The organism is Lysinibacillus sphaericus (genome assembly GCF_001629735.1).
GTDB classification, from domain to species: domain Bacteria; phylum Bacillota; class Bacilli; order Bacillales_A; family Planococcaceae; genus Lysinibacillus; species Lysinibacillus pinottii.
In genome coordinates this window covers 4,628,309-4,646,166 of the sequence record NZ_CP015224.1, presented here as the reverse complement: position 1 = coordinate 4,646,166, position 17,858 = coordinate 4,628,309, and the positions used below count along the sequence as shown (strand labels likewise).

The 17,858-nt window shown below is 36.6% G+C and carries 19 protein-coding genes; 7 read left to right on the top strand and 12 right to left on the bottom strand.

All coding sequences use genetic code 11. The features are described from left to right. Nucleotides 1-12: 12 nt before the first annotated feature. The 3 genes from A2J09_RS22505 to A2J09_RS22495 all read right to left on the bottom strand — a co-directional run bounded on the left by A2J09_RS22505 (nt 13) and on the right by A2J09_RS22495 (nt 4,708). On the bottom strand, nt 13-1,164 hold the full coding sequence (locus A2J09_RS22505) for a Gfo/Idh/MocA family protein (protein WP_012292982.1): 1,152 nt from the start codon (nt 1,162-1,164) through the stop codon (nt 13-15). Nucleotides 1,165-1,590: 426 nt separating this feature from the next. Next, the gene (locus tag A2J09_RS22500; protein ID WP_012292981.1) at nt 1,591-2,406 is read right to left on the bottom strand and encodes a thermonuclease family protein; all 816 of its coding nucleotides are present in this window, start codon (nt 2,404-2,406) and stop codon (nt 1,591-1,593) included. A gap of 562 nt (nt 2,407-2,968) precedes the next feature. Continuing rightward, nucleotides 2,969-4,708, bottom strand: coding sequence for an ABC transporter ATP-binding protein (locus A2J09_RS22495; protein ID WP_031418773.1), 1,740 nt, complete (start codon nt 4,706-4,708; stop codon nt 2,969-2,971). Nucleotides 4,709-4,829: 121 nt separating this feature from the next. On the opposite strand from A2J09_RS22495, the gene A2J09_RS22490 reads away from it, so the two are divergent. The 3 genes from A2J09_RS22490 to A2J09_RS22480 are packed head-to-tail and all read left to right on the top strand — an operon-like array spanning nt 4,830 to nt 9,594. Further along, nucleotides 4,830-6,260: an ABC transporter permease gene (locus tag A2J09_RS22490; RefSeq protein ID WP_012292979.1), complete on the top strand. Its 1,431-nt coding sequence runs from the start codon at nt 4,830-4,832 to the stop codon at nt 6,258-6,260. Nucleotides 6,261-6,273: 13 nt separating this feature from the next. Next, nucleotides 6,274-7,770 (top strand): ABC transporter permease, encoded by a 1,497-nt coding sequence (locus A2J09_RS22485; protein ID WP_012292978.1) that lies wholly within the window; start codon nt 6,274-6,276, stop codon nt 7,768-7,770. A gap of 12 nt (nt 7,771-7,782) precedes the next feature. After that, complete coding sequence (locus tag A2J09_RS22480) at nt 7,783-9,594, top strand: ABC transporter substrate-binding protein (protein WP_012292977.1); 1,812 nt, start codon at nt 7,783-7,785, stop codon at nt 9,592-9,594. 135 nt (nt 9,595-9,729) lie between these two features. Here the strand turns inward: A2J09_RS22480 and A2J09_RS22475 are convergent, their stop codons facing one another. After that, a complete protein-coding gene (locus A2J09_RS22475) occupies nt 9,730-10,311 on the bottom strand; it encodes a phosphatidylglycerophosphatase A family protein (protein WP_008174245.1) in 582 nt (193 codons plus the stop codon). Nucleotides 10,312-10,423: 112 nt separating this feature from the next. Here A2J09_RS22475 and A2J09_RS22470 point away from each other — a divergent pair, with 112 nt between their 5' ends. The 3 genes from A2J09_RS22470 to A2J09_RS22460 all read left to right on the top strand — a co-directional run bounded on the left by A2J09_RS22470 (nt 10,424) and on the right by A2J09_RS22460 (nt 12,172). Further along, nucleotides 10,424-11,143 (top strand): alpha/beta hydrolase, encoded by a 720-nt coding sequence (locus tag A2J09_RS22470; protein ID WP_036160853.1) that lies wholly within the window; start codon nt 10,424-10,426, stop codon nt 11,141-11,143. Nucleotides 11,144-11,224: 81 nt separating this feature from the next. Beyond that, entirely contained in the window at nt 11,225-11,740 is a 516-nt protein-coding gene (locus A2J09_RS22465; RefSeq protein WP_012292975.1) for a YjcG family protein, read from the top strand. Between the two features lie 3 nt (nt 11,741-11,743). Further along, the gene (locus A2J09_RS22460) at nt 11,744-12,172 is read left to right on the top strand and encodes a GNAT family N-acetyltransferase (protein WP_012292974.1); all 429 of its coding nucleotides are present in this window, start codon (nt 11,744-11,746) and stop codon (nt 12,170-12,172) included. Nucleotides 12,173-12,291: 119 nt separating this feature from the next. Here the strand turns inward: A2J09_RS22460 and A2J09_RS22455 are convergent, their stop codons facing one another. The 6 genes from A2J09_RS22455 to A2J09_RS22430 form a co-directional block, all read right to left on the bottom strand. After that, entirely contained in the window at nt 12,292-12,540 is a 249-nt protein-coding gene (locus tag A2J09_RS22455; protein WP_008174251.1) for a stage VI sporulation protein F, read from the bottom strand. 136 nt (nt 12,541-12,676) lie between these two features. Next, nucleotides 12,677-12,859 carry a YjcZ family sporulation protein gene (locus tag A2J09_RS24560; RefSeq protein WP_012292972.1) on the bottom strand — a complete coding sequence of 61 codons (183 nt, stop codon included), beginning with the start codon at nt 12,857-12,859 and terminating at the stop codon, nt 12,677-12,679. 65 nt (nt 12,860-12,924) lie between these two features. Further along, a complete protein-coding gene (spoVAE, locus tag A2J09_RS22445; protein WP_008174255.1) occupies nt 12,925-13,284 on the bottom strand; it encodes a stage V sporulation protein AE in 360 nt (119 codons plus the stop codon). Between the two features lie 16 nt (nt 13,285-13,300). Further along, nucleotides 13,301-14,296, bottom strand: coding sequence for a stage V sporulation protein AD (locus tag A2J09_RS22440; RefSeq protein ID WP_012292971.1), 996 nt, complete (start codon nt 14,294-14,296; stop codon nt 13,301-13,303). Then, a complete protein-coding gene (gene spoVAC, locus A2J09_RS22435) occupies nt 14,290-14,745 on the bottom strand; it encodes a stage V sporulation protein AC (RefSeq protein ID WP_012292970.1) in 456 nt (151 codons plus the stop codon). The genes A2J09_RS22440 and spoVAC overlap by 7 nt, the downstream gene beginning before the upstream one ends. Next, nucleotides 14,746-15,150 carry a YhcN/YlaJ family sporulation lipoprotein gene (locus A2J09_RS22430; RefSeq protein WP_227256903.1) on the bottom strand — a complete coding sequence of 135 codons (405 nt, stop codon included), beginning with the start codon at nt 15,148-15,150 and terminating at the stop codon, nt 14,746-14,748. Between the two features lie 125 nt (nt 15,151-15,275). On the opposite strand from A2J09_RS22430, the gene A2J09_RS22425 reads away from it, so the two are divergent. Beyond that, entirely contained in the window at nt 15,276-15,800 is a 525-nt protein-coding gene (locus A2J09_RS22425; RefSeq protein WP_008174263.1) for a CotY/CotZ family spore coat protein, read from the top strand. Nucleotides 15,801-15,864: 64 nt separating this feature from the next. On the opposite strand, the gene A2J09_RS22420 is transcribed toward A2J09_RS22425, so the two are convergent. Both A2J09_RS22420 and mgtE read right to left on the bottom strand, forming a co-directional pair. Further along, nucleotides 15,865-16,263 carry a hypothetical protein gene (locus A2J09_RS22420; protein WP_230584342.1) on the bottom strand — a complete coding sequence of 133 codons (399 nt, stop codon included), beginning with the start codon at nt 16,261-16,263 and terminating at the stop codon, nt 15,865-15,867. A 53-nt stretch (nt 16,264-16,316) separates the two neighbouring features. Beyond that, nucleotides 16,317-17,693, bottom strand: a complete 1,377-nt coding sequence (gene mgtE / locus A2J09_RS22415) for a magnesium transporter (protein ID WP_012292967.1) — start codon at nt 17,691-17,693, stop codon at nt 16,317-16,319. Nucleotides 17,694-17,858: the final 165 nt, after the last annotated feature.

The following is a 17,858-nucleotide window of genomic DNA, read 5'->3' as shown; positions in this document are numbered from 1 at the left end:
ACCCCCTATTTATCAATGTTGCAGAATGGTAGATTCCTTCTGAATCTCAATAACCTTACCTCCGCTACGAATGGATTCTGTAGCCGCGCAACCCACTGCTACACTCATTCGTCCGGCAAATGGCGTTGTTAAAGGTTTCTTATCGTAGAGGATGAGTTCTACAAAATCTTGGGCAATTTTTGGATCAGCACCACCATGGCTTCCTTCCTCAGGCTTCATTTCGTAAACAACATTACTTAGTTCCTCCCAAGAATTTGATTTTCGTGTTTTTAAATAAATTTTATTATTGATATCATCATTTTCAATACGCCCCTTCGTACCAATAAATGTATAATTCCGCGAATAATCTGGTGTGAAGTGACATTGTAAATAAGAAGCCTTTATGCCACCTTCTAATTCCATCATGACCATATTATTATCCTCCACATCAATTTCTTCACGGAACGCACATTCTGTAAATGTATGGGCAACATATTCTGGACAAGTTTTTTTCTGATCGCAGGTAGGACATGTTAATGTATTTGGCTGATTTCCACCATAATAATCTAAGCTACCAAACGCAGATACTTTCTGCGTATATTTCCCTGAAATCCAATGAATGACATCTAAATCATGTGAGCCTTTTTGAAGTAGTAAAGAGGTTGTATTTTTTGAATTACCATGCCAATCGTGGTAGTAGAAATAACCACCGAATCCAACAAAATGTCGCACCCATATTGCCTTTAGTTCTCCAATGGCACCTGAATCAATTAGGCCTTTCATCGTTTGATACATACTCATATAGCGCATATTAAAGCCCACCATGAGATGCTTTCCTGATTTTTCCCATGCATCTAATATTCGATCGCAACCTTCTACCGTTATGGCTAATGGTTTTTCCGCATACACATGCTTACCCGCTTTTAAACAAGTAATAATATGTTCCTCATGTAAATAATCTGGCGATAAAACCGCAATTGCATCGATGTCATCTCTTGTTAATAACTCTTTATAGTCCTTTGTTAAAAATAAAGGTGTATCAAATTTCTCCTGAAATTTTTCTAAACGTTCTTGAGAAATATCGGCTAACGCTACTATTTCTGATTCCCCGGTAGGCTTATGCCAGTATTGTGCCAAGCCCCCTCTTAAACCAGCTCCAATAACACCTATTCTTATTTTTTTCATTTTTTTCCCCCTCGTTTCATCCTTATGGCCCTGTATTCATAAACGTAAATAACCTCAATTATCCATAACAACACAACTACACGTCAACACGTTGTAGGTACAAGTTAATATATAATGAATATTCAAAAAATTTAACTGGGATAAATATATAATTCCTATACTTAGTATGTCAATACTTAAATGATGGTTGCTTGTATGCATCAAATGCTATTCACATGAGTTGACTCATCCTAAAATTTAGAAAATATAACGCTTCCTTAAAAGCTCAATCTACTACTCTTTTCATTTAAATTTTTTTCGGATATACCAAGTTCTTCAACAGTACGCTAGCTATTTTAGACTCAATCACCCATGTTGATCAAAAAAAATATCTGAGCACAGGGGTTACCTGACTCAGATATTTTATAGGAGCAGAAATACTTGATTTTATTGCTTAGCTGGAATAAACCCAGCGGCTTCTGCTTCTTCTTCAGTGCAGAACATCTCCTCAGCTACTGTATTATCATAGTCCCGTTGCCCTGGCATATGATAAATTTTGTTACCTTTGGAATTAATATTTCCTTTGATTTCGCACCTGTCCTTCTTGTTATTGGTATTCGATTTATCCTCAGCTATGTTAGACTGGTTTCCTTCTTTTATGGCAGCATCGTATACATCTTTATCGTATCCACGATTTGTTACATAGTCTTCAACTGACCATATCCCAATAGCTGATTGTTGTGCAATTTTTTGAATCGATTTAAACCAATCTACATGCTTAGTATTTGGATTATATATATATGCTACACGTGCTAATCCATTTTTTAACAACTGCTCCTGAACACTTATACCTTCTTTGGTATAAATATAGGCAAGTAGTCTTTTATATTTATCACGATAAGAAACGTCAAACTCTAAATAGACTGTATCTTGACCAGCTAATAGTTGTTTAGTAAATTCTTTAGCTTCTGGTCCGTATGGTTGCTCTCCTAGTGTCTCATGATTAGTTTCCGGGGTATCAACAAGTAAAAAACGAACTTTTTCAGAGCTTCCATTATATTTTATTCGTATTGTGTCGCCGTCAATGACACTTTCTAGTTCATATTCTTCAAACTGACTTACATCGTGTTTCTCTGCATTTTCTATCGTTGAAGATATTAGATCTTCTATATCGTCAGTCTTAATGATATTCGTACTAGTTTCTTCTGTGCATGCATTCAAAACCAATGTAGAAATGAATAAAGCAAAAATAATTTTCTTCAAATTTACACGCTACTTTCTAATTAATATCCCCTATTAAAATTAAAAAATCTCCTCCGTTAACTAATTTTCCTATAAATAGCTTCCTTCCTACCTTTTATAATACTCCTGTATTGAAATTAAAAGCCTTCAGTCATTGTAACAACTGAAGACTTTTATACATATATTTATTTAAATATTAAATATAAAACAACAGCCAAAATAATTGTTCCACTAGTTATTAGCGTTTTAATATCTGATTGTTTCACTTTTATCTCCCTCAGCTATTTATTTACACTAATAATAACATGTCCTAGCCCTTTTTATATAGATTCAAAATTATTCTAAATCAAAAAGATTATGTACAGTCACTACATAATCCCCTTGTAACAAATATATATTTTTCTATAATTCTTTGAATGTATTAAAGAATTTCCATTATATGCAACTACATTTTATTTATGCAAATAAATATGTACATGTAATGTAGATATTCCATCCTATGCTTTAATATAGTTTAATTAAAGGTTGTTCATTTCAGTAGAAACCTGCTACCTGTCTCTATTGTCCTATAATATGACAGCCATCATGTTGAAACGGCTACCCAATGATTTGGAGAAACCTCTACCAGCTGGCTATTTTCTACCTCGTAGTGAACTTTCACGTCGTCTGTATTTTCAGCATCACTATATTTCTGCTTTTCAATCGCTGGATCGGGAATTGGAATGGATTGTAATAGTGCACGTGTATAGGGATGCTGTGGGTTTGCATATAGCTCTTCACTTTCAGCCAATTCTACAATTTTCCCCGCATACATAACTGCTACCCGATCACTAATATGCTTCACCATCGATAAATCATGTGCAATAAATAAATACGTCAACCCAAGCTTTTGTTGTAATTCCTTTAGTAAATCCACAATTTGTTTTTGAATGGATACGTCTAGGGCCGATAATGGTTCATCACAAACTATAAAATTGGGCTCGACCGCTAATGCTCTCGCAATCCCAATCCGTTGTCGTTGACCTCCAGAAAATTCATGTGGATAGCGCATAGCATGTTCTTTCTTCAAACCAACAAGCTCAAGCAGTTCCTCCACTCGTCCTAGTCTTTCATCATGTGACTTCACTAGGCCATGAATATCAAGAGCTTCCCCAATAATATCTAAGATTTTTTTTCGAGGATTTAACGATGAATAGGGGTCTTGAAAAATAATTTGCATATGGCGACGCATCGCCTTCAATTGCTTTTTCGTTAGTCTCGTGACAGGAATCCCCTGGTATAAAACTTCTCCATTAGTAGGTTGATGAAGCTGTAGAATAGTTCGGCCTGTGGTAGATTTACCTGATCCTGATTCGCCTACTAAGCCTAAAGTTTCCCCTGGAAGTATATGAAACGATAAATCATTGACAGCTCTTAATGTTTGGCCTTTGCCTAATGAAAATTCCTTTGACAGATGTGTGACTTCTATCAAAGGTTTATTTGGGTCAATACCTGGTTGGATATTGGAAATTTCTTTTGGCTGCTTTTTTTCATGTAGTTTTGGTAGCGCATTCAATAATTTTTGGGTATATGGATGTTGCGCATTCGCAAAAATCTCTTCCGTCGTCCCTTGTTCAACAATTTCTCCTTCTTTCATGACAATGAGACGATCACACATACCAGCAACGACGCCTAAATCATGTGTAATTAAAATAATAGATGTGCCCATTTTCTTTTGCATATCTCGCATCAATTTCAAAATTTGGGCTTGAATGGTTACATCCAATGCAGTCGTTGGCTCATCCGCAATCAGCAGTGATGGATTACATGCAAGTGCCATAGCTATCATTACACGTTGTCGCATACCACCTGAAAATTCATGTGGATATTGTCGATAACGCTCTTCTGCATCACGAATGCCAACAAGTTTTAATAATTCAATGGTTTTTGTGTAGGCTTCGGTCTTTGACATAGATTGATGCTTGATTAAACTTTCAGCCACTTGATCTCCTATTCTTATAGTAGGGTTTGTAGATGTCATAGGATCCTGAAAAATCATGCTAATATCTTTTCCACGAATTGTTTCCATTTGTTTTTCCGCTAATTCCGTTAACTCCTGACCTTTAAATATAATATTACCCGATTTTAAAAATGAAGGTGGAGATGGTAATAAGCGCATAATGGAACGTGCTGTTACACTTTTTCCGCTCCCAGATTCACCTACAATTCCGAGTGTTTCACCTTTATTTAGATGGAAGTTTACATCTTTTACAGCTTCAAACTCTGTCTCCCCAGTGATAAAGGAAACGCGAAGATTATTGATTTCTAAAAGCTTTTCGCTCATTCGACCCATCCTTTTTGAAATTTGTGATTGACTTACTTTCAACTATAATCCATACTTTACAATACTGATAGGAATTATACAATATAGTGTTGAATATTTTATTAACGCTTGGAGGAAATGCATGGTTACTTCAAAAAATCATTTAAAACCTAAGGAATTTATGTTCTTTTCTATGGTTTATCAAAAACTAATGCACCAAAAGCCTTACAATATACTACTTTTCCTTTTAAGTATTTTGGTTCATCCATTTACATACTTTATCTATCGGAATAAGAAACATTCAAATACTTATGATCAGGCTTTTGAATTGCGTAGTCAATATTACTTAGAAAATGGTTTATTTGCACATTGGCAGCAATCATTTGAACAGCAAGAAATAGCAAAAGCTTCATTTTTTCAAGAGGCTGCGTCATCATCGCAAATACAGCAAACTGCTAATGAATTAGCCAAACAAAGGCTTCAACAGCTAGTGGACCAAGATTTACAAAATGAAGGTATACAACCATTAACTTATGATCAATTTTTTAATCAGCAACTGAAAAACAAATATTTTGTAGCTCTTACCTTTCTACCAGCTGTTTTATTTTATGTCGTGCTAATCTTATGTGCGAACCCGTTTTTGCAATTTATCATTGAAAGAATTTTACAAAGCTTCATTGTCATTGTTGGAGTGGCAACGTTAGTGTTTACAATTTTGTATCTATCACCTTTCGATCCAGCCAGAAACTTGCTCGGTGTTGAAGCGACAGCAGAGCAAATCGCCAACTTTAATCGCATTCATGGTTTGGATCAACCTTATTTATCTCAATTATGGCATTCACTATCTGGCCTATTTACTTTTGACTTAGGCACATCCTTTGCAGGTAAAGAAGATATTACGCACAGCATTACAAATAAATTTCCTGTCACACTTGAAATAGCCGTATTATCACTGTTAATGGCGATTGCTATCGCCATTCCAGTAGGTATTATTTCAGCGGTTCGTCCAAATTCGTATTTGGATTATACCTTTATGTTTATTGCTTTAATTGGTTTATCCATTCCAAGCTTTTGGCAAGGTTTAATCTTTATTTTAACGTTCGCGTTAAAGCTACAATGGTTTCCAGCGACCTATAACCCCCAAAATTGGTTATCCCTTATTATGCCAGTTATTGTCTTGGGGACATCCATTACGGCATCCATAGCCAGGATGACAAGGTCTAGTATGCTTGAGGTGATTCACGAGGATTACATTATTACAGCTAAAGCAAAAGGCTTGAATGAATTTAAAGTAATTTCAAAACATGCCATTCGTAATGCCATGATTCCTATTATTACGGTGATTGGACTTCTTTTTGGAGGTATGTTGGGAGGCGCATCTGTTACAGAAAAGGTGTTCAATATTAGTGGGATTGGTAGCTATATTGTTGATAAACAATTTATTCCTGATATTCCCGCAATCCTTGGAGGCGTTGTTTATATCGCTATAACGATTTCCATTGTCAATTTATTGATTGATATCATGTATGCCTTTTTTGATCCACGCATTCGCTCGAAAATGAAGAAGTCTTAAAGGAGGATCACCTGTGAAAAACATCTTACATGTCAAACTACTCTTGAAGATTACACAGGAATATGTCAATTCTCATTTTACCTTTGTCTTTTCCTTACTGTTTTCTTTATTGTTTCTAGCCTATAGCTATAATTTTTCTACCCATAGCTGGCGACCCATTGTACTACTATTCTTTGTTATTTATGCCATTACTACGATCTATGTGGCTTTTGTAAATTTACGAATAAAAAGGGATTTAGCAAAGTTTGGTGAGATCCAAAGAAGCACTCGTATTTTCGGCTATCCGCTATTATTAACAGTTCTTTCTGGCAATATTTTTTCTACATCATTTGCGTTTATGCTTGTGTCCACAAGAAAGACTGCCGAATATACGTTTGCTGCTTATGCCTTTATTACACAATTATTCATCATTGGTATTGCAGCATTGAACTTATTTAAACCATATGTAACTGATACCTTTTTACTGGCGATGGGTGTTTTCTTCATACTTGCGCTTATTTATATCGTGATGACCATTTTATGCGTTAAGTTTGTCACACCTACAGCGGCCCCAAGATGGATGCTTATTCCAGGTGTTTTATTACTATTGGCTACTTTCACTGGTAATCTATTTGCTACATTACTAGGTTATAGTCTTATTCAAAAGGCTAGAAGGGCAAACCCTTCTTCTATTGAAAAGTGGCAAAAAATATGGGAAAAGATTTTACGTAATACGATGGCTGTATTCGGGTTATTTTTCATTATCTTTATGTTTTCATTGTCTGTCACAAGCACTTGGACCTTTGACTATGACTTTGCTACAGAAAATAACTACGGTGCTCTGCTGCAAACACCTTCATTAGAATATCCTCTAGGCACAGATAATTATGGGCGAGATTTATTCTCCCGTATTGTATTTGGGGCACGTATTTCATTAATCGTCGGATTTTTCTCAACGATTATTCCTGCGTTAGTCGGAGGTGCGTTAGGGGCATTTTCCGGCTATTACGGAAAAACAACTGACAATGTCATCATGCGAAGCCTAGATATTTTATATGCTATTCCGGGCATTTTGTTGGCCATTGCTATTATTGCTGCATTTGGTGCTAACACGATCAATCTCATTATTGCACTTAGTGTGGGGGCAATCCCAACCTATGCACGTACCATGCGAGCAAATGTCATGCAATTAGCAAATTATGAATTTGTTGAATCTGCCAGAGCTTTGGGAGCATCTGATGCGGCTATTATTTTCAAGCACATTGTTCCTAATTCATTAGCACCTATGATTGTCAAAGCAACACTAACAATTGGTGGAGCAGTTATTTCAACAAGTAGTTTAAGTTTTTTAGGGCTTGGTATTGAACCTCACATCCCGGAATGGGGCAATATTTTAAAAGTTGGTAGTACGTACCTGGAAACTCATTCTTATGTTGCGATTTTCCCAGGTCTTGGTATTATGCTTCTTGTCCTCTCCTTTAACTTCTTAGGAGATGGCTTACGAGATGCTTTAGATCCAAAAACAAATTAACTGGAGGTACCTATGAAGAAATTACTTGTATTTTTATTCGTCGCAGTATTAGCTTTAGCTGGCTGTGTACAGACGAAAACTGACGTAGAAGGAAATAAAGATTCAAAAGATAGTGACAAGAGCAAGGGCAAAGTAGCCATTGAAGTATTAGGCATGGCAGCTTCTGAAGAAGATATGAATATTGTTCGAGACCAATTAGTAAAAAACGGTTTTGATGTAAAGCTTAATATTCAACCAGATTACGGTTCATTCTCTGCCCAAAAAGAAGCAGGCAACTATGATCTTGCTCTTTCAAGCTGGACGACAGTAACCGGTAACCCGGACTATGCTGTTCGTGGATTATTTAAAACTGGTGGAGATTACAGTGTTGTTGCAGATTCAAAATTAGATGCCCTAATCGATGAGGCTAGTACATTAACTGGAGAAGAAGCAGCGGCTAAATATAAAGATTTAGAGCAATTATTAGTATTTGATCAAGCTTATATTGCACCTTTATATATTTCCAATAAGTATCAGGGAATCTACTCAGAGCTAGTAAACCCTAAAACAGTTCATTTACCAAAATCTCGTGCGCAAGTATGGGAACAAATCGAATTTAATGATTCAGCTAAAAATGCTACTGAACCATTAATTTTACACCAAACAATTAACTCTCTAACTTCTCTAGATCCGATTAAAGGGAATGATGGTTCCATCAATACATTAAATACAAATATGTATGTTCGTCTTGTTAATTTAACAGACACTGATGACGTTGTTTCAGATGGTTCATTATCTTATAACCATGTTATGGCAGAAGGCAATCAAGACTATTACTTTATTTTACGCGACGATATTCATTTCGCAGCAGTGAAAGATGGCGCAGCTGTTGATACAGGTGATTTAGTGTCTGCTGAAGATGTGGTATTCTCATTAAACCGTGCTAAAGACGCTAATTCAGTACCAGATCACCGTACTTATAGTATCCATGAAAATATTGAAACTGTAGAGATTGTTTCAGATTTAGCTGAATTACAAAATAAAAAAGTATCTGGCTCTGATCAAACAGTTCTCGAAGCATTATCACAAAATCTCCCTGCCTCTGTAGCGCAATTAGCAAAGGACAAAGGGGCTGTTAACAATGCTTCTGGTTCATATCAAGTCGTTAAAATTACAACACCAACACCATTTCCACAAGTGTTAAATTATTTAGCACACCAATCTGGTGGTATTGTATCTGAAAAGCAAGTAACAAGTATAAATACGTATGATGTAGCTAACTATAACCCTGACAAAGATATTGCCTATGGTGATCAAGCTACGGTAACTGAAGGTTCTGCAACTTTTAACAACCAGCTTTATGCAAGTGGTCCTTATATTTTAGTAAAGAAAAATGATTATGAAGCACAATTTGTGAAAAACCCTGCATACCGTGCTGGTAGTGAGTATGAACCAAAAATTTCAAAAATCAATGTTCGTTTCATCTCTGATGTTGATAGTGCTTTATCAGCATTACGGAATGGAGAAATTCATGTTCTTCAAACAGTTCCAGAAACAAAGCTAGATATTGTGAATTCAGACGATAAATTAACTTTAAATACAGCCGATAGCAATGCTGTTTCTTATTTACAAATGAATACATCTGGTCGTGCAGTTTCCGATTCAGCTGATTTACGTAAAGCGATTTTGTACTCCATCAACCAAGACGAGTTCATTAGCTATTACCAAGGCAATAAAAAACCTGCCGTATCAACTGTATCTCCTTTAATTGACACTGGGTTAAAACTCGAAGCAAATAGCGAAAAAGTAAAAGAATTTTTAAAAGCTTATAACGATAAAAAGTAATATCAAGTGATGTTATATGAGTCTTCTTTATAGTTAGGATAAAAATGAGAAAAGCCATTGAGAATAAAACTCAATGGCTTTTGTCTACCCTTCTCCATATTGTAAAAGGCTCTTTTTTTATAGTAGAAACTCATTTTATATTTCATTATGTGATTTTGGTTTTGGTCCTAGCTCTTCTGGCTCGATATCTGCAAATGTTTCGCCCTCTTCCTCTAAATCACGCATACGATGAGCAATGCGAGATGCTGCAGAAGCCGCGATACTGCCAACTAAATCATCTAAAAACGTATTAACGTGATGCCCAGGCTCTGTATCTAATTTTTTAATAATCCCAATTTTTTGCTTGTCTAAATGACCAAAAGTAGTTACTGCAATGCTGCCATATGTAAATACAGATCCTAGTGCGATCGTTTCATCCACACCAAATAAGCCTTCATCAGATTCAATAATTTGCTGTAATGGTGATGATAATAATTTTTTCTCAGCTAGCTCATCTAATTCAATTCCTACTAAAAGTGCATGTTGCACTTCTCGTTTACGCAGTACACGCTCAACCGAATGAACACAATGATCCAGTGTTAAACCTTCATTATAGGTTTTTTGCATTTCGTAAACAATTTTTGCGATATCCTCAATCGCTACACCTCTACGAATTAACGCAGCATGTGCTGCCTTGGCTACTTCATCAGAGTGCACACGGATACTTTTATTATGCATAGCTACCCCTCATTTCGATTTTATTGCTAGTATAGTGCTAGCCCAACCTATTATACCTTTACTTTTGTAATATGGTACAATTTTGTTACAAACACAAGAAGGAGTGTCATCATTGGATAAGGGAACAGTACAGGATTTAACATTCTATAGTGAAGCATTACAGGAAGAATTACAGCTCTATATTTATGTTCCTGCAAATTATTCTCCACTATATAAATACAACATTCTAATCGCATCGGATGGTAAAGATTATTTCCAGCTTGGCGGTATTACAAAACTAGCTGATGAACTGATTGATGACTATGAAATCGAAAATTTAATTATTGCATTTGTTCCATACAAAGATATTAACGATCGACGTCATAAATATATTCCTAGCGGTGAGCAGCATGAAGCTTACCTTCGCTTTTTAGCACATGAGCTAGTACCTTATTTAGATAACGAATTTTCCACGTATCAAATGGGTATGAGTCGCGGAGTGATTGGAGATTCGATGGCTGCTACAGCTTCCTTAATGGCCGCATTAAAGTATCCAAGTATTTTCGGTAAGGTTATTCTACAATCACCATACGTGGATGAGGAAGTTTTGAAGGCTGTCGAAAACTTCAAAGATCCAGCAGCCATTTCTATTTACCATATAGTTGGCAAGGGTGAAGATCAAGTAGTCACTATGGATAAATCTGTGAAGGATTTTTTAACACCTAATCGTCAGCTCCATGATCTTATGATTCATAAAGGGTTTTCTATATTTTATGACGAGTTTGATGGCAATCATACATGGAAATATTGGAAACCCGACCTTCGACGTGCATTAATTGAAAATTTTAATTAATGTGAGTGATTAAATTACGAAAAGTGGATTTTCTGATATACTTAAATAGAAAAATTGTTTATTTACGGGAGGTAATGGACTATGAAGTACGGTATTGTGGCATTTCCATCAAAAAAATTGCAAGATTTAGCGAACACGTATCGCAAACGATATGATCCCCATTTCGCGAAGATTACACCGCATATGACGTTAAAAGACAGCTTTGATGCGTCTGAAGAAGAAATTCAAACCATCGTTAAGCAATTAGATGAAATTGCTGCTAAATATGCGCCTTTAAACATTCATGCATCACGCATCAGTTCGTTTTTCCCTACAACCAATGCTATTTATTTCCGCATTGAGCCAACTGAACAATTAGCTGCTTTCCAACATGAAATCCAAGAAAATATTTCTTATGGGGAAACGAAACATGTATTTGTACCTCATATTACAATCGCTCAAAAAATGTCAGATTCCGAGCATGACGACATTTTTGGTCAATTACGTATGACTGGTGTAGATGAAAAGGATACAATTGATCGCATTCATCTTTTATATCAATTAGAAGATGGTTCATGGACAACATACGAAACATTCCGTTTGTCTGGAGCTGAGTGATGATTGTATAACGTTAAGATTGTTGAAACAAAGGAAGAACATGATGATGCGTTTGCTGTACGAAAAAAAGTATTTGTTGAAGAGCAAGGCGTTCCACTCCACTTGGAATGTGATGCTGAAGATGCAGCTGCAACGCATTTTATTATGTATGATGATGATGAGCCTGTAGGAGCAGCTCGTTTACGTAGTATTGAAAAGAATACAGCAAAAATTGAACGGGTTTGTATTTTACAATCTCAACGCGGTAAAAAACTAGGGGCTTTAATAATGAGAGAAATGGAGAAATATGCCATTTCCATCTCTAAAGAAACATTGAAGCTTCACGCGCAAAGCCATGCGATTCCCTTTTATGAAAAGCTTGGCTATGCGGTAACTTCTCCAGAATTTTTGGATGCTGGTATCCCACATCGAGCAATGGAGAAAAAAATTTAATGAAAGGGTGTTACGATATTGTTCAATGTCGTAACACCCTTTTTTAAACTAAAATTCGCTTGCCACCATTTATCTACTCTATCGTAACAAGCTGCTTTGCCAAGTAGATATGCCATGCGCTACTTCATCATTCTAGTGATTTTATCGAAATCTAGTGATGCTCCATCTTGAATAATAGATTGTACTAATTTATCCTCTAACTCTTGTGTAATCGTTCTGTTAGATATTTTAGCAACACGTCGTACGATTTTTCTTACTTGTTTTTCACTTGTAAAATCCGCATGTTGAATGGCATTGGCTAATGCGAAGATTTCATCCATCGAAACACCTGTTTTTTGCTCAATTGAATTAAATAACGAGCGATGCATGTTTTCCCTCCTATCATTAAAACTCAAATTGACCTTGCGACTTGCCCGAAGCATTCACAAATGGTGGAGGCCTTAACTTTATTTAGGTGTGAACCCTCTAAATAAGAGTTAAAGCCTTTACAATATGTTCATCAAATTAGATGTAAGTAGCGCCAACAATAATTAAAAGAATAAATAGAACAACGATTAGAACAAATGTTGAACCATAGCCAGAGTTGTTGCCTCCACAATAACTATAGTTATTGCCTCCGCAATAGCTATTGTTCCACCCACCAACATTATTTCCATACGGTTGTGAGGACCAGCCTTGATATCCCATAAAAGCACCCCTCCCTTCTACAACCTATAATATGTTTTGGTTGTAGAAATGGGAGGGGTATTCGTCTAGTCGATATTTCCTTTAGGCTTAAAAATTAATGCACCGATAAAGGCAAAAACAATAGCAGCACTGATACCTGAGCTTGTTACTTTAAACATTCCTGTTAAGACGCCAACCAGTCCATGCTTTTCTGCCTCAGCCATTGCTCCGTGTGTTAGTGAATTACCAAAAGAGGTAATGGGTACGGTAGCTCCTGCGCCAGCAAAATTAATTAATGGCTCATATAACCCCATGCCATCCAATATAGCACCGAGGACAACGAGTGTACTTAATGTATGAGCCGGTGTTAAATTACCGACATCCATTAATAATTGGCCGATGACGCAAATAATGCCTCCAACAATAAATGCAAATACAAATGTCATTACCATAATTTAGGCCTCATTTCATTGTAATTTCGATCGCATGCGCCGTACATGGAATCGTCTCACCCTGTTGAAACGATAGTGGAGACAATAATGCCCCAGTTGCTACTAGTAATACACGCTTATAGCTACCCGCTCGCATCTGTTGGAGAACGTAACTAAAAAAAACAGCTGCTGAACAGCCTGCACCACTTGCCCCTGATTGAAAGGATTCATCTTGTCCATAAAACTCAGCGCCTGCATCACGCAGCAGGGTTAGCTCCTCATTTTTCACACCATTTTCAACTAGCATACCCTTCAAAAGCTTTAAGCCCAGCTGACCTAAATCGCCCGTTAAAATTAAATCGTAATGATAAATTTTTTGATTGCGTTGTTGTAAATGAGATTGAATCGTTTGAAAGGCAGCTGGTGCCATTGCAGCACCCATATGGAAAGGATCATCCATACCGTAATCAACAGACTTTCCAATTGTGGCGGCTTCGATAGAGGGATAATCTTCACGGTGTTTACCGATTAGCGCATAGCCAGCTGCTGTTACAGTCCATTGAGCAGTTTGTGGCTTTTGTGCACCGTAATTGATAGGATAACGAAATTGACGTTCTATCGCATTATGCTGACTTGATGCACCCGCTAATGAAAAATTAGCAGCACCTAACTCTGTTAACAGACAGGCAATAATGACAGAAGAAATGGAGGTGGCACATGCAGAAAACAATCCAATAAACGGGATTTCCAAATCTCTTGCAGCAAAATTGGTCGGTGTCATTTGATTGACCAAATCCCCACCCATTAAATAATCAATATCTCCACTTTGTACCTTCATTTTCTTCATAGCCGCATCACAGGCTTCTTCAATCATTTTACGATGCCCCTGTTCATTGGTTTTCATTTGCCAACGCTCATCATCATAAACAGCATCAAAATACTGACTAAAAATACTCCGGTTCTCTAAAGGTCCTGCTACAACACCCCCTGCTAATAGGGATGGTTTCGATTGAAAAATGATTACCATGAAACCACTCCTATCACCACGAAGATATATTTAATAAGTGCTACGAAAAATGCTGCGACTACCCCAAATAAAACCACTGATCCTGCTAGTTTAAATAAATTACCGCCAACTCCTAATACTAAGCCTTCTGATCTATGCTCAATAGCTGCGGAAATTACAGCATTACCAAATCCGGTTACTGGTACTGATGAGCCTGCCCCAGCAAATTGGCCAATTCTTTTATATAGACCAAGCCCTGTGAGCAACATGGCAAAGAATACCATTGTTGCTACGGTTGGATTACCAGCTGTGGCTTCTGTAAAATTGAAGAAAATAATATAAAAAAGGGACACAGCTTGGCCAATTGTACAAATAAGACCACCGACAAAAAACGCCTTTGCTACATTCTTTATATATGGAGGCTTTGGTGTTACATTTTGCTCCAATTGCTGATATTGCTCTTTTTCCATTTATGTCTTCTCCTTTGCAAGCTCTTTAAGTTCTTTAATTTTATCGCTCAATTTATTATCTTCAATCTTATCCTTTTTTATTTTATTGGCTTCATAAAAAATTTTATAATCAGCTGAGACAAACACATCTTTATTTGGATATTTCTCATCAAATTTTTTTTGCAACTTTTTCTCTAACTTAGTCTTTTTCCACTTTTCCCATGGTTTAATTTGTACTGCAACAAGCATACTATCGTCATAATGGATAACGGTTGAACGTTCCACATAGTCCTCTTCTTTTATAAGGGCTTCGACTTCACTTCCATTCTGAGATGGACCGTAGACGATAAATTTTTCTTTTTCAGCACAACCATTTAACAGCAATAAAACGACTAAGAGAGGTAACGTCATTCCAAGTAGCCTCAAGTTTTACCCTCCTTTTCTTTAAAGTTTCTCCACACATAAAAAAACTATTCATATATACAATAGCCCGAGTCCAAATTTGAAAAGTACATATTGTAGAAGTAGTAACGAGGAAAGGAGGTGACAATATGGGTTGTGGTAAGCCAACAAATCCTATTGGACCAATCCATTCAGCAGGCTGCGTTTGTGACGTAGTTCGCGCTATTTTAGATATTCAAAATCAAGCGGTGCGAGATGAGTGTTCTCCATGTACAGCTAACTGTTTCTTAGAACCACTAGGCGGGATTGTTAGTCCTGCACGCTCTCAAGCAGATACACGTGTATTTATGTTAATTACAAAAGACGGTACTCCTTTCAAAGCATTCTTTAATTCCCCAACTGCAGATCCTTGTATTTGTACATCCGTATTCTTCCGCGTTGAAGATATGTTTGATGAGTGTTGTGCGACTTTACGTGTTTTAGAGCCTCTATGTACATTCGATTCTAGCGAAAGTACAGTAGATTTATTAAGTCGTGACGGCTGTTGCGTAAATATGAAAAAAATCTGTAAAGTGGATGATTGGAACTCAACAGATAGCTGTATTACTGTAGACTTATCTTGCTTCTGTGCTGTACAATGTATCGCTGATGTTGACTTAGGGATTTGTGACTAATTTCTTTCACCTTTGACACACACACATAAAAAAAGTGTACAGCATCCTCTGCTGTACACTTTTTTTATAATGTTGGTAATTGTCTGCCACGCCATAGTACTTGTTTTATATCTTCAAAATAAATGATTTCCTGTGTTTTTAATTCGAGTGAGGTAAGCATTAAAGAATCATTTTGTACATCTGAAGCAGAGCCCGTTAATTTTCTACCATCTTTTAAACAAACTAAAAGTGGCTGATAGGCGCGCTGACGAAATGGTTTCTCTAAAAATTGAAGTTGTTTTAGTAAATACGGATCTACCTGCACATCCTTTACAACGTCTTCCTCTTCAACTGTTTCCTCTACATAAGTATGGTCCTTTACGTATACAGATGTACTTTCATCCAAATCAAGTTCATGCAACACCTTAGAAATATTTAAAAAATATGATGGTGATTTTATAAACAAGCGTGGTTCTTGATCCACAATACTCACTTCCCCTTTTTCCATACAATATGCGAAGGAAAGTAATTTGGTTCTTAGCCTATTTGACTTAAGAAAACCGTTGCTAAACCTAAATAAATTAAAATACTGGTAATATCATTTAAAGTTGTAATAAACGGGCCAGAAGCAACAGCTGGGTCTATTTTCAATCGATGCATTAACAATGGAATAAAAGAGCCTGCTAATGTCGCAACTAAAATCGAGCCACAAAGTGCGGCACCTACTAACATCCCAAGTACTAGTTCTTGCTTCCAAAAATAAACGATACCAATGACAATTAAGCCGCAAACAATTCCTGACATTAAGCCTGTGCCCGCTTCTCGTAGTAGTAATTTGAATTTACTATGTTCTTCTACATCTCCTGTAGCAATACCACGAATGGCTACGGCCAAAGCTTGTGTTCCACTATTTCCGGATGTTCCTGAAATCAACGGAATAAAGACAGCCAATAAGGCAACCTTATCTAAAGTATCTTCAAATTGGCCCATTAAATTTGCTGTTAGCATTCCTAAAAACAGTAGTACCACTAACCATGGCAAACGTTTTCTAGCAGCTTGGAATGGTGTGACATCAAATTTATCCATATCGGAAATACCGGCTAACTTAGAGTAATCCTCAGACGCTTCTTCATCCATAACATCAATAATATCATCGACTGTGATAATCCCAAGTAATTCACCTTTGTCATCAATAACAGGTGTCGCTAAGAAATTATAATCCTTCATAATATGTGCGACTTCCTCTTGATCATCTCCTACATGTACCATAACGACACGTTCATTCATAATAGAACGAATAAGTGTATCCTCTTCAGCAATAATTAAATCTCTTAATGAAATAACACCTGTCAAGCGGTGCTCTTCATCTACTACGAATATATAATAAATGGTCTCTGCATCTGGTGCCTCTTTACGTAAAATTGCCATGGCTGAACGCACTGTAGAGTTTTCTGGAATAGCGACATATTCAGTTGTCATAATGGAACCAGCCGTGTATTCATCATAGCTTAATAGCTCATTAATTTCTTCAGCCGTTTCCTCATCCATCATTTCCAGATAACTTTCACGTTGCTCCATATCCAGTTCATTTAAAACATCTGCTGCATCATCTGCATACATATGAGAAAGCATTTCCGCCCCATAAGATGGATCCATTTCAGCTAGATACGCTTTATACTCATCATCTTCAATATCGATTGCCTCAAAAATATCAGCCATTTCTGTCGGAGACAAGAACGAATAGATGATTTTCCTTATGTCAGGTTCCACCTTTTCGTAAAACGTTGCCTGATCATATGGATGAAGTTCTAAAAACTCATCACGGAATGCGTCAATATTATGTGCTTCGAGCATTTCTCGTAAATGTGCTTCGTCAAATTGCACATCATCCTTTTCATTTCTATCCTCTATCATGCTTGTCCCCTCCTTCCGAACTATCCATCTTTGTTACGGACAATACCGTAAATCTACCTTCTATATAATAGAGCGTATTATTCCCTTCTGCAAACCCTTTTTTGTTTATTTTCAATAGGATTTGTATGGCTTCAATATAATGGAATTCCATTCTTAAAAATCGTG